The organism is Catelliglobosispora koreensis DSM 44566 (assembly GCF_000379685.1).
In the GTDB taxonomy this organism is placed as follows: domain Bacteria; phylum Actinomycetota; class Actinomycetes; order Mycobacteriales; family Micromonosporaceae; genus Catelliglobosispora; species Catelliglobosispora koreensis.
Genome location: NZ_KB903249.1, coordinates 655,001 through 667,588 on the forward strand (window position 1 = coordinate 655,001; position 12,588 = coordinate 667,588).

Below are 12,588 nucleotides of genomic sequence, written 5' to 3' on the forward strand. Positions count from 1 at the left end.
TATGGATGACCTCGTTAGAAGTGTTGTTGATCTCGCGAGTGTGACGACTGGTTTCGACGGAGATCAGCTGAACCGCTGGCTGTCCAACGGTGGCTGGATGCTGACGCGTGCCAACGAGGCCGGAGGGTGGGAGGAATGGCGGAAAGGCCAGGTGTCGGGCTACACGAGCAGCGATCATGGCGCTTTCAGCTTCGAACTCGTCTCCCGGCTCCACTCGCCAGACGAGGGCGCTGATTTCGAGGGGCTCTACACCGAGTTCGAAGAGGCCTTCGTAGCGCTGGCAAATGACGTCTCTGGCTTGATCGGCCAGGAACCTGATCTGTCATCGGAGTTCGACGATCCTGAGCTTCCGGTGCCAGGTCAGTTCGATCGCGGTGTGGTTTGGAATCGAGACGCGTGCCTATTGATGGTCACCTTTCAACACGAGGACAAGGAAGCGCCATTGCGGCTTTCAGTGTGGGCTGTCGCTCCCGCAGCTGAGGATGGTGCGCGGTAATGGATTCAGGCAGTGAGGACCGCGCCATCGCGAAAGTGATGTGGTGGTCGTGGAGCGGGATCGCGGTGCTGGCCGCGATCGTCGCGGTCGTCTCGTGGTTCGCGTGGGAGCCTGATCCTGAGTCGGTGCCACGTGCGCGGGAGTATCGCGACTACGACATCTGTTTGCTGACAGGCGAAGCGGGGCTGACAGACGACGAGGCGAAGGCGGCATGGACTGCGCTGCAAGGCGTGTCGCTTGAGGCCAAGGTGCGGCTGTCATACGTGGCGGTGACCGGCGAGCAGACTTCGGCTCAGGCGCAGAAGTTTGTCGCGACGCAGGTTCAGCAGAAGTGCGGAATCATTGTGGCCATTGGAGAACAGCAGGTCTCCGCGATCGGCGCGGTGAAGGACAAGTATCCGGCGGTGCAGTTTGTTCCCGCCGGGAAGCAGGTTAACGGCAAGGTCCTTGCTGACAAAGTCAGGCCGATGATTCCGGCGAAGTGAGCTTGCGTAGCTGGCCAGCGTCTGAGACGTGTGTCGGCACCGAGTGCGGGTTGCGAGCTGATTTGTCGGAGGACGAGCTATAGCGTGGCGAGCAGCGCGTGGGCGGCGTCTCGCTCCGGGGCCGCGCCGCAAGTCGTGGCTAGCTTCGCCGCCGCCGTAGCGTGTGCACGTGCGGTACCTCGATGGCCTAACACCATTGCGGCCGAGGCGAGAGCCAGCTGCGCACGCGCGTGGATGACACTGTACCCCCGGTCCTCGGCTATCTCGGACGCTGTCGCGGCATGCTTTCGCGCTGTCTCGGTGTCGCCTTGGCCGTGGTGGACCAGCGCCAGTACCCAATGGCTCGTAGCCAGCCCAGCGCGATCGTTGACCTGAGTCATGCACTCGAAGGCCTGTTCGGCGTAGCGGCGAGCAGAAGTCAGGTCGCCAGCCGCCTTGGCCGCCATCGCCATAGCGAGGCAGGCGTTGCCTGTGTTTCGAGGGGTGTCGATCTCGTCCGCGATGGCCAAAGCCTCTCGTGCCGAAGCCTCGGCGGCTTGTGCATCTCCAGCGGCTGCGAACATCTCGGAGAGGCTAACCAGCGCCGATTCCTGGCCACCGCGATCGCCCAGCTCGCGGTAAGCCTGCAATGCTTCCTGGCAGGTGGCGATCGCGTCGGCATTCCTGCCCATGTCGTGCCGGGCCATCGCGAGGGCTAACAGATCGTAGGCAACGGACACGGACGCGCCGTCGCGGCGGTGCAATGCCAGCGCTTCGCTGCAGTAGGCTTCTGCCTCGGCCAAACGCCCGAGATCCATGCAAACGAAGCCAAGGTTGTTCAGAAGCGTTGCGACACGTCTGTCGCTTCCTAGTCTCCGGGCAACAACCAGCGACTCGCGCGTGTATTCCACACTTTCTGCTAGCCGCCCTTCGACGTAGTAGGCGACGCCAAACCCAGATAACGCGGCGCCCTCGCCATTGTCCCAGCCAGCGGCGCGGGCTGATTCCAGCGTGGCCTGGTAATGGTGCCGCGCTGTTTCCTGGTCTCCCCGGAGGTGATAGGCATTGCCCATTCCTAGATGAGCGGCGGAGTGGCCGATCAGATCGCCCTCGGCATCGGCTGCTTGCAGAGCACTGGCTGCGGCCCGCAGCCAGTCTGAGTGGAGCCGTCGAAGGCGGTAATAAGGCCGCATCCCATCGGAGATGTACCAGGCGTGGCGCCTCATGACCGGCGAATCGGCGTGCACGATGAAGGCGAGCATCGACGGTGCCTCAGCGTCTAACCAGGACAGTGCCTCGGCTCTGCTGCTGAAGACGCCCCCCGGGTCTGAGGGAAGGAAGTCCAGGCCGGGGTAGATTAAGGCACCAGCCGCGGCCGCACGGCCGCAATACCAATCACCGAGCCGGGCCAGTGCCTCTGTCCACTCCTGACAGCCGTCGGTGTGCGCAAGCTTTCGCGCGAATTGCCGGAGCAAGTCGTGGAAACTGAACCGGCCCGCCGCATTTTGCTCGATGACATGTGCCGCATTCAGGCAGTCCAGTGCCGTTGTCGCTTCGCCTTCCGTCACCGCGGCGAGGACCGCAAGCGTCTCGGCGGTGAAGTCGGCCGCCGGCAACACTCCTAGCAACCGGAACGCTCGCTGGACGGTGAGAGGGAGCTCCACATAGGAGCGATGAAAGACCGGCTGTACGGCGAACGAGGCGTCTCCCTCGATGGCAAGCGCGTCAAGGGCACCGGTCTCGGCCACCTTCGCCAGGTAGCCGGCCAGCCCCGCCGAGGGCTCGTCCGCGAGCTGAGCGGCGGCGATCCGCAGCGCCAGCGGCAGCCGGGCACAAATTGCGACTAGCTGCTGTGCTGCATCGGGTTCGGCCGCTAGCCGGTCTTCGCCGAGGATGCGGCGCAAGAGCGCCATCGCGTCAGCCTCGGGGAGCGTGTCCAGTGTCAGGCGCTGTGCACCATCCCTGGAAATGAGGCCAGACAAGCGATCCCGGCTTGTCACGAGCGTGACGCAGCCCTGCCCGCCGGGGAGTAACGGCCGGATCTGTTCGGCCGAGCTGGCGTTGTCCAGCAAGATAAGCATGTGCTTACCGGCGACTTCGGCTCGGTAAAGCGCCGCGGCTGTATCCACATCGATCGGGAGCTTCTCAGCTGGTACCCCCAGGCAAATGAGCAACTGCGTGAGCGCGTCGATCGTGCGCAACGGCGGACCGGGGTCGTATCCACGCAGGTTCAGGTAGAGCTGCCCGTCGGGGAAGCGCGCCAGGTTTCGGTTGGCCCAGCGGATCGCGAGGGCGGTCTTGCCGACCCCGGCGGTCCCGGCGACAGTCGTGATCGCGATTGTCGGTTGGTCCTGCGTCAGCAGATCCAGCTGGCTCATCTCTTGGGCCCGGCCGGTGAAGTCCGCGACGTCCGGTGGCAGGAAATTGCGGCTCGGGCTTGCTGCTTGCCCAGACCGGGGTACGTTGCCGCGAAGTACTTGCTCGTGTGTCTCCCGTAGTTCCGGTCCTGGATCGATGCCGAGATCCTGTGCCAGTTGTTCCCGGATGCGGCGGTAGACCTCGAGCGCGTCTGCCTGCCGCCCGTCGTGATACAGCGCGATCATCAGGCGCGCGTGCAAGGCCTCGCGATAGGGATGCGCCGCCGCAGCTTCGGTCAATTCCTTGACGAGCCCAGGTCCCAGTCCGGCCAGTGTCTGGAGGGCGACCAGGCGTTGTTCCTCGAGCCAGCTCGAATGCTCAGCCAACAGCACGGTGTCGTTCACACCGGCGAAAGCTGGTCCACGCCAAAGGTTCAAGGCTGCCCTGAGTGATCCGGCCGGATCCTGGCCGGCCTCCGCCTTCGCCAGCAGGTCCAGAAACTCTTGTGCATCAAGGCTTCCCTGATCTAGGCACAGGCGGTACCCATCAGGGCCACGTGGAACGGTTTCTTCGCCCCCGAGTGCCTGCCTGAGCCGGTGAACATAGACCTGGAGCGTCTTGCGGGCGGTCGGGGGAGGGCTGCCATCCCATAGCGCGTCGATGAGAGTATCTGCGGTGAGAGCTATGCCCGCTTTTGCGAGCAAGATCGCCGTGAGCCGCCGCAGCATCGCACTCGACAGCTCCACAGGCGCACCATCGCGGCGGATGAGAAGCGGTCCGAGCACGCCAAACTCCAGCATTGTCCCCCGCACTCCTTAGCTAGCCTGCTGTGATCGCCTCTTCCAACGGACTGTCAAGATACGACGCCGGGACAACATTTCGCAGGCCGGCCCGGCATCTTCGCGCGAGAGGCGACCTCGACGAACACGAAGGATCGCCAGGCGCTGCCGCCTGATCGGCAGGTCAGAACGCCAGCTGCCGAACCGTCGCTGCGGTTACCCGTATGCGTAGGTCAGCATATTCGGTGGCAGGACGCCCTACTCGCCGACCGGGAACCGCGCCGGGCTTGCTCGCCTGGCCCTCGGGCCGCCAATACCGTTGTACTGCACGGTTAGCAACATCTACGTAGCATCTGCCAAGCGGGCCTTAACGCTGCCGCCGTCACGGCGAGCACGGCTTTGCCGGGGCCCGGCTGGACGAGAGCCAGGCCCCGGTCAGGTCAGCGGAAGGCGTCGGCGTGATCTTGGGCCCAGGCCGCGAAGGTGCGGGCGGGCTTGCCGGTGATCTGCTCGAAATCGTGGCTCACCGGTTCGGGATTGTCCACAATGGAGGCCCAGTGGTTCAGGGCGGCATCGACAAACGTGGCATCGCCCCAAGCGGCGAGCAGACCTTGCCGTGCGTCCTCAACCGGCAATTCCTCCCAGCGCACCTCACGGCCGACTGCGTCACCGATGAGGCGCACCTGGTCGGCCTGGCTGAGCACTTGCGGTCCGGTGAGCGTGGGTCTGGCACCGATCAGGTCGCTGGTGAGCAGGGCTTTGAGAGCGACATCGGCGACATCGTTCTCGTGAACAGGGGAGCGTTTGGCCTCGCCGTAAGGCCAGCGCACCACGCTGTCTGTCTTAATCTGATCAGCCCACCCCAGCGCGTTGACTGCGAGCCCTCCGGCCCGCAGGAAGGTGTAGTCGAGCCCGGACTGGGCAATGAGGTGCTCCAGTTGGCCCCACACCCCGTTGGATTCGGGTTCGCGGCTGTCGTCTACCGCCATCGCCGAGACGTAGACCACTCGCTTCACTCGGCCAGCCAGGATCTCGATCACTGAGCCGGCCGTGTCGGCAGACATGAACGGCCACAACAGGAACACACTGTCGGCACCATCTGCCGCGCGGGCGATGGCCGCAGGATCGGTGAAGTCACCGGTAATCGAATAGGTGCCGTGTACGGGTTTGCGGGCGAATGCCGTGACATCGGCTCCCGCAGTTTTCAGGCCTTGCAGTACATGACGGCCGATGTTTCCGCTGGCGCCGGTGACAAGAATTCGCTTCAAGTTGGTCATGATCACAGCATCAAACGTGAACCTAAGTTCAGGTCAAGCTAGAATCTTCAGATGTCCGCGATCGCTCAGGAACTAACCATCGGTGAGGTGTCGCATCGCAGTGGGGTGCCGGTGTCTGCCTTACGTTTCTACGAGCGCCGGCGGCTGATCGGTGCCCGGCGGACCAGTGGCAACCAGCGGCGGTATCACCGCAGCGTGCTGCGCCGTGTGGCGTTCATCCGTGCTTCGCAGAGTGTGGGAATTCCGCTGGCGAAGATCGCAGAGGTGCTCACGTTTCTGCCCCCGGATGCCCCTCCAACTCGTGAGTTTTGGGTGCGCGCATCACAATGCTGGAGCGAAACGCTGAACGAGCGCATCGCCATCATGGAACGGCTTCGCGATCGCTTCACCGAATGCATCGGTTGCGGGTGCCTGTCGTTCCAGCAGTGTGGGCTGGTTAATCCGCGTGACGTGCTCGGCGATCAGGGACCTGGCGCGCACCTGCTGACGTAACCGGCTTGTGCGCCACCGAGAGTAGCTGGTGTGCACAATGGACCCCCTTGCGGTGGCTAGAACGGCGAGGTTGCCACGGTCGTCTTCGCGGCTGCGTGCAATCTAGCGCGGACGGTAGGTGGCGGGTATGGTCCTGGCCATGCCAAACCTCCCGGACAGGATGGCCGCACTGATGCCGGGAATCCTGGCCGACTTGGAAGCCCTGGTCCGCATTCCCGGAATTGCCTTTGACGGGTATGACTTTGAGCCGCTTGAGCGATCAGCGCAGGCCGTCGCCGGACTGTTTCGCGGGGCAGGCCTGAGCAACGCGCGGGTTGAGCGCATCGACGGGGGTCACCTTGCTGTTATCGGCCACCGTGCCGCTCCTGCCGGTGCGCCGACTGTGCTTTTCTATGCCCACCATGACGTTCAGCCGGTGGGGGATCCGTCGCTTTGGGACACTCCGCCGTTCGAGCCTACGGAACGTCATGGCCGGCTTTTCGGGCGTGGAGCCGCTGACGACAAAGCCGGTGTCATGGCTCATGTTGCCGCCTTGCGTGCTTTCGACGGTGATCCGCCCGTGGGTGTTGCGGTGTTCGTTGAGGGCGAGGAGGAGTTCAGCACCAGGTCGCTGGAGCCTTTGCTGCACAAGCATCGCCGGGAACTCGCCGCCGATGTTGTTGTCGTTGCTGACTCGGCGAACTGGGCGGTGGGTCAGCCCGCCCTGACCACGTCGTTGCGTGGTGCGGTAAGCGCAGTGGTGGAGGTACGCACCGCGACACACGCTGTCCATAGTGGAATCTATGGTGGCGCCGCACCGGATGCGCTGACGGCCTTGTGTCGCCTGCTGGCAACTTTGCATGACGCTGCGGGAGATCTCGCGGTCGAAGGACTCACGCGTGCCTCCCGGTCCGCCATCGACTATCCGGAGCACCGTTTCCGGTCAGACGCGGGTTTGCTGGATTCGGTGTCGCTGATCGGCACCGGGCCCATTGCCGATCGCCTCTGGGCACGTCCGTCGATCGCCGTCCTAGGGCTGGATGCGCCGTCGGTTGCTAATGCACCTAATGCGCTGACTCCTGTGGCGCGAGCCAGGATCTCGATGCGGCTGGCCCCTGGTGACGAGGCGATGCGAGCTTTCGGTAACCTTCGCGACCATCTGTTGCGGCACGCTCCGTGGGGCGCCGAGGTCACGGTGACACACCGTGCTTCAGGGCAGCCGTGGGCCGTTGATGCGATCGGTCCGGCGTTCACGGCGGCGCGGGCGGCTTTCACCGCGGCGTGGGATGGTGTTGCCCCTGTCGATGTGGGCATGGGCGGCTCGATCCCCGTGGTTGAGGTGCTTACGAAGCTTTATCCAGAAGCGACGCTGCTCGTCACCGGTGTCGAAGATCCCGACTCACGGGCTCATGGAACAAATGAGAGCCTTCACCTCGGCGACTTCCACCGGGTCTGCCTCGCTGAAGCGTTGTTGCTGGAAAACCTTGCGGCAACGCTATCCGGCCGGTAGGGGACCCCCGGCAGTGGTGGCCTGTGCCCGGCCGCGTCGGTGCGGTGACAACGGCGAGGGTTGCCGTAGCGGCCCGTGGCCGCCGTTGGGGCCAATGGCTGGCGTCGTGCAGTTGCGCTCACAAGCAAAGCGGTGCTGGCCTAGTTCCGCCAGGCCAACGTAGCCGCGCTTACAACGATTTGGCCGCGGCGAAGGACAGGAACACCACGGTGGCGATCGAGCCCAGGGTGAAGGCCACCATGATCACCTCGGTGGCGGCGGCCAGGACGCGACTGCCGACAGTGCGGCTTACCTTGTCCACATTGGAGGGATTGCGGCTGTCGTAACGGACCTCGATGCGATCGCCTACGGTGGGCACGTGGCCGGGTTCCACAAGGGTAAGAAGAACCGACGGGCCGGCGTCGAGCCGTACGAGGAGACGATGGCTCACGCGCTCGTATTCGTGAATGTCGCGGCGTGTCTCCACCGTTGCCCAGCCGGTGACACCGCGCAGGCGGCGCTGCCAAACCTTCACATAGGACAGTGTCACGCTGAAGGCGAAGATGACCGAGACGCCGAGAAGCACCAGAATCATGGCGCCATTGTGCGCTGATGCTGGGCTTGCGCGATTGTTATCCCGTTGGCTGGACGGTCCTCTATGGACACCGGATCGCCGGCCCACACCTCGCCGGGCTCCAGCACGCGCAGCCATGCGCCAGGCCGGTTCGAGCGGGCGAAGGTTTTCATCCAGCGGGGCTCGCCCATCATGTGCTGAAACGCGATATCGAGGATGCGCCCAGGCACCAACTGCACCATCAGCCGTGGGCCGATGCGCCATGTTTCGCCGATGACCGCGTTGCCCAGATCGAGGTCCTCGGTGGTGATGGTCTCGCCGAAGAGCCCGTTGGGGAGCCGGCGGCTAAGCCGTGCTTGCCACCAGTCGTAGTCGTCCCGGGCATAGGCGTAAACGTCATCGCCAACGGGCACCGTGACCAGGTGGTCGACGGGGTGTTTGCTGAAGCCCGCGCCGGGCTGGGGCAGATTGACCGAGAGGATTCTGCTCACGCCTGGAAGCTAACCACTGCTGGTCATCGGCGCCACGTAATTTCACCGATGGTAGGGTATTCATGATACTCGATCTAAGGAGATCGCGAATGAAGATCAGATCATTAGTGGCGATCGTCGCTGCGACCCTCCTGACCATCAGCGCCGCACCTGCCGTCAGTGCGGCCGAAGCCGGATTACCGGCAGCCACGGGTCCAGTGATCCAAGCCGGCGGATTCGACCTGACCCGGCCCGAAGTAGTGGCAACAGGAATGCAGGTGCCATGGGGCCTGGGGTTCCTGCCCGATGGCAGCGCGCTCGCGGCGGAAAGGGGCACAGCGCGGATCTTCCGCCTGCGTCCCGGCATGGCTCCTGTTCAGGTGGCCACCGTCCCCGGGGTGGTGCCCAGCGGTGAAGCCGGCCTGCTGGGGCTGGCCGTATCACCAAATTACGCGACCGATGGATTCGTCTACGTCTATCACACGGCTAGCGCCGATAACCGCATCGTCCGGTTCAGATTGGACAGTCCGGCCACGGTGCAGGTGGTGCGATCCGGCATCCCCAAGGCGAGCGTTCACGACGGCGGCCGGATCGCGTTTGGGCCAGACGGCATGCTTTACGTGGGCACCGGTGATGCCAACAACACCGCCAACGCCCAGAATCTCAACACCACGGCGGGCAAAATCCTGCGTATGAACCCGGATGGGTCCGTTCCGCCGGGCAACCCGTTCAGCAACTCGGTCGTGTACAGCTATGGCCACCGCAACGTGCAAGGGCTTGCCTGGGACGCGCAGGGACGGCTGTATGCCACCGAGTTCGGCCAGAACACGACCGACGAGGTAAACCAGATCGTGGCGGGCGGCAACTATGGCTGGCCGACGTGCGAAGGCACTTGCAGCAACCCGCAGTTCCGCAATCCCATCGTCACCTGGACGACGGCCGAAGCCTCGCCCAGTGGTGCGGCAATCGCCAACGGAACCTTGTTCGCAGCCGCTTTGCGGGGTACCAGGCTGTGGCTGGTGCCGCTCAACGGAAGCGGCGGCACTAGCGGGCCACCGTCTTCTGAGTTGCAAGGCGCCTATGGCCGAATCCGTACCGTCGTGATTGGACCGGACGGCTACCTGTGGATCGCGACCAGTAACCGGGACGGCCGGGGTACCCCGATCGCCACCGACGATCGTGTGGTCCGCTTCCCGCCAAGTACCAGTGGTGGCACCGTTTTTGAGGACACCTTCGAGACCAATCGCGGCTGGGTGGCCAATCCAAACGGGACAGACACGGCAACCTCGGGCCGCCTCGAACGCGGCGACCCGGAAGCCACCACTTCAGGTGGCGCTACCTATCAGCTGGGCACCACGACGAGCGGCGTTAACTGTCTCGTGACCGGGCGTCTGGCCAATGGTTCCGTTGGTGCCAACGACATTGATGGTGGCAGCACTTCGATGCGGTCCCCGGCTATCGCGTTGCCCAGTGGGCGGCCGTTGACGCTGTCACTGCGCTTTTACTTGGCACACCTGAACAATGCCAGCAGTGCCGACTATTTCCGGGTACGCGTCAATAATGTTGTGGTGTTTGAAAGACTCGGCGCGGCTTCCAATGTCGCCGCATCCTGGCAGACGGCCAGCGCCGACATTTCATCATTCGCCGGTCAGTCGATCACCGTGACGGTTGAGGCCGCCGACGCCAGTGGCGCCAGCCTGGTCGAAGCCGCCGTGGACGATGTCCGCATAAGCTGACCTCTAACCGGGGCCTGGTGTATGCCAGGCCCCGGTTGCCCTGTGCGCCCTCGCGCCCAGAACCCATTGCCGTGCTTCAGACCTCGGGCAACTGCAGCCCGTAGTAGCTCATCACCGGCGGCAGCGGCTGGAAGGCTGAGCGATGTCCAGGCCCGTCGCAGGCCACCCCGTTGGAGCCGGACAGGATGCCGAAGGCGCCATATTTCGATCGCGAGCCGTAACCACCGCGGGTGCTGATAAGCGGAGCTCCTGAGTCGCCCGCGGCGGTGCAGGCGTCGGTCTCGATGAGTCCGTAAACCACGCCCTGCTGGAAGTGGTACGTCGCGTTTTTGGCTAGCACGGTGCCGCATGTCGTCCCCGTGGTCCGCCCGGTCTTGCACACCGACGTCCCGACTGCCACATCGGCCACCCCGCCGATGCGCGCATATCCGGTCTGGAAGGCGACCTCGCTGCGTGGCGTCAACGGGCTGACGTCACTGACTCGCAGTAAGCCGAAGTCAGAGCCGGGGAAGGTGGCAGAGTGGGCTGGCCCGATCATGGCGCCACCCTCGCCCCACCACGGGCTCTGCGCTCCGATTAGGCAGTGGCCGGCGGTTATCAAGTAGAAGGTGCTGCCGTACTGGGTGACGAGGCCCGTGGTGCAGGGGCGGCCGTCATAGCTGTTCATCGCCTGTCCGCCCCTGAGGATCGCGGTGGTCTGCACCGGAGCGGAGCTGACCGTCCGTACAGGACGGTGGCGCGAAACGGCCGCGGTGAACTCTCGCGAGGCGGTGCCGGCCACCCTAACAACTACTTCACCGGTCGCGGGGTCGATCACCGCCGAGCTGCCTACCGGGGCGAGCTCCGCCAGCCGGTCACGAAGTGAGGCACGTGCTTCCGCTGTCGCCGCCATCGTGGGCACAGCCGGGGTGAGAATGATTCCAGCCGCCATCGCGAGGATCGCCAGGCTTCTCGCTGCTACGAAACGCATGCACGCCTCCACCTCATAGAATGTGCATGCATCTATATCAGGGATGGCGATGCCCGGCAACAGTGAGTCTCATCTGCAATGAACGCAGGTGGTCACTGCCGTGAATCCAATGTAGACACCAGCGGTCTGGGTGGGCAGCCGCATACTACATTGATTAGAACGAATGTCCTAAGTGGACGCTTGTCAATATGATCTATGTCTCACTCGACATTGGGTCACTAGGCAATAACGATATGTGAGTCAGAATTCCCGGAGGCCACAATGGAAGGAAGACAAACGCGGGCGTAAAGCACGCGTGCCGACAAGTGATATCGCTGGCATGCGACGGTCAGCCTGAATCCAACGCGAGGATAAACATGCGCGGCTTGTCTGTTGCGGGGCAATTGAGTGCTCACTTAGCAGGGCTATGCGACGTTCTCGGATTGGACCAGTCTGCATCGATTGAGCTGATGATGGACCTCCTGGGTTCCAACGGCTCGCGCCTGCTGTCTGAGCCACCTCCATGGCCGTCCAATGTGGCCGATGACCATACTCCAGTGGAATATTCGGTGGCCTTTAATGGCGCCGAACCGCCGTCGCTGAGGATTCTGGGTGAGGCTCTGGGTTCGCCGCCAAGTGCGCAGGCGAATATGCGTGCCGGCTACAAATTCATTGATTCGCAAGTTACTAAATTCGGCCTGTCGACTAAGCGGCTAAATGCGGTCAAGGATCTCTTCGCCACCGAACAACCCCAAGGCGCATTCGCGCTCTGGAGTTCGCTGGTATTCCGCAGTGGGCGGGCGCCCGAGTTCAAGGTTTACCTCAATCCGGAAGTCAGGGGAGTCGACCAGGCTCCGGCTCTTGTCGGTGAAGCGTTGGACCGTCTCAAATTAGGCGGGTCATACCAGTCGCTTTTGGACCGCGTCATCCGGCCAGGCGAGCTGGGTCTGCAGGACCGGATCAGTTTCTTCGCGCTGGATCTGGACGACGGGCCACAAGCCCGCGTCAAGCTTTACCTGACCCACCACCATGCTGACGTGCACGACATCGCCCGCGCCGCACGTGTGGTCAGCGGTGTCGACCCATCCGAAGTCGCGGAGTTCTGTTCGCTGGCAGCCGGCACCAGCCGCTTCAGCGGCAGGCCGCTGGTGGGTAGTTACACCCTGACGGAAGGCTCTGATGAGCCGGTCGGATACAGCATCTACGTGCCGATTCGCAGCTACGTCAGCGATGACCAGGAAGCCCGCGACAAAGCGGTGGCACTGCTTAAACGCTACGGATTCGACGCCGGGATCCTGGACCAGGCGTTAGCCCAGCTAACGCAACGGCCGCTTCGCGATGGCGTCGGGCTGATACCGCACGTCTCGCTGCGATTAGGCCCGCCGCGGCCAGGCGTCACGGTCTACCTGTCGGCCGAGACCTACAGCGTCTTCCCACCGCGATCGAAACAGATACCGGCGGCTCGCAGCCCAGTGGAGCGTGGCAGCACCCGCACCACGGCGACGATCCGCTGATTGCAAAGGAG

The 12,588-nt window shown here is 63.8% G+C and carries 11 protein-coding genes; 6 read left to right on the forward strand and 5 right to left on the reverse strand.

Going from position 1 to position 12,588, the window contains the following annotated elements; genetic code table 11:
* Window position 1: 1 nt before the first annotated feature.
* Together A3E1_RS0103125 and A3E1_RS44350 are read left to right on the forward strand one after the other, a co-directional pair.
* Entirely contained in the window at window positions 2–496 is a 495-nt protein-coding gene (locus A3E1_RS0103125; RefSeq protein WP_020519281.1) for a hypothetical protein, read from the forward strand.
* The gene (locus A3E1_RS44350; RefSeq protein ID WP_020519282.1) at window positions 496–981 is read left to right on the forward strand and encodes a type 1 periplasmic-binding domain-containing protein; all 486 of its coding nucleotides are present in this window, start codon (window positions 496–498) and stop codon (window positions 979–981) included. Before A3E1_RS0103125 ends, A3E1_RS44350 begins: the two co-directional genes overlap by 1 nt.
* Before the next feature lie 77 nt (window positions 982–1,058).
* On the opposite strand, the gene A3E1_RS38625 is transcribed toward A3E1_RS44350, so the two are convergent.
* The gene (locus tag A3E1_RS38625) at window positions 1,059–4,118 is read right to left on the reverse strand and encodes an AfsR/SARP family transcriptional regulator (protein WP_020519283.1); all 3,060 of its coding nucleotides are present in this window, start codon (window positions 4,116–4,118) and stop codon (window positions 1,059–1,061) included.
* Window positions 4,119–4,537: 419 nt separating this feature from the next.
* A complete protein-coding gene (locus A3E1_RS0103140; protein WP_040390468.1) occupies window positions 4,538–5,374 on the reverse strand; it encodes an NAD(P)H-binding protein in 837 nt (278 codons plus the stop codon).
* Between the two features lie 51 nt (window positions 5,375–5,425).
* Here A3E1_RS0103140 and soxR point away from each other — a divergent pair, with 51 nt between their 5' ends.
* Both soxR and A3E1_RS0103150 read left to right on the forward strand, forming a co-directional pair.
* Window positions 5,426–5,866, forward strand: coding sequence for a redox-sensitive transcriptional activator SoxR (gene soxR / locus A3E1_RS0103145; protein ID WP_020519285.1), 441 nt, complete (start codon window positions 5,426–5,428; stop codon window positions 5,864–5,866).
* Between the two features lie 139 nt (window positions 5,867–6,005).
* Complete coding sequence (locus A3E1_RS0103150; protein ID WP_026208034.1) at window positions 6,006–7,355, forward strand: dipeptidase; 1,350 nt, start codon at window positions 6,006–6,008, stop codon at window positions 7,353–7,355.
* 169 nt (window positions 7,356–7,524) lie between these two features.
* Here A3E1_RS0103150 and A3E1_RS0103155 read toward each other — a convergent pair whose 3' ends face one another.
* Window positions 7,525–7,929: a hypothetical protein gene (locus A3E1_RS0103155; RefSeq protein WP_020519287.1), complete on the reverse strand. Its 405-nt coding sequence runs from the start codon at window positions 7,927–7,929 to the stop codon at window positions 7,525–7,527.
* On the reverse strand, window positions 7,926–8,399 hold the full coding sequence (locus A3E1_RS38630) for an MOSC domain-containing protein (protein WP_020519288.1): 474 nt from the start codon (window positions 8,397–8,399) through the stop codon (window positions 7,926–7,928). The genes A3E1_RS0103155 and A3E1_RS38630 overlap by 4 nt, the downstream gene beginning before the upstream one ends.
* Window positions 8,400–8,488: 89 nt before the next feature.
* On the opposite strand from A3E1_RS38630, the gene A3E1_RS45875 reads away from it, so the two are divergent.
* Window positions 8,489–10,114 carry a PQQ-dependent sugar dehydrogenase gene (locus A3E1_RS45875; RefSeq protein ID WP_020519289.1) on the forward strand — a complete coding sequence of 542 codons (1,626 nt, stop codon included), beginning with the start codon at window positions 8,489–8,491 and terminating at the stop codon, window positions 10,112–10,114.
* A gap of 76 nt (window positions 10,115–10,190) precedes the next feature.
* Here the strand turns inward: A3E1_RS45875 and A3E1_RS0103170 are convergent, their stop codons facing one another.
* On the reverse strand, window positions 10,191–11,084 hold the full coding sequence (locus tag A3E1_RS0103170; RefSeq protein WP_020519290.1) for a S1 family peptidase: 894 nt from the start codon (window positions 11,082–11,084) through the stop codon (window positions 10,191–10,193).
* A gap of 449 nt (window positions 11,085–11,533) precedes the next feature.
* Here A3E1_RS0103170 and A3E1_RS38640 point away from each other — a divergent pair, with 449 nt between their 5' ends.
* Window positions 11,534–12,577 (forward strand): tryptophan dimethylallyltransferase family protein, encoded by a 1,044-nt coding sequence (locus A3E1_RS38640; protein WP_020519291.1) that lies wholly within the window; start codon window positions 11,534–11,536, stop codon window positions 12,575–12,577.
* Window positions 12,578–12,588 lie beyond the last annotated feature (11 nt).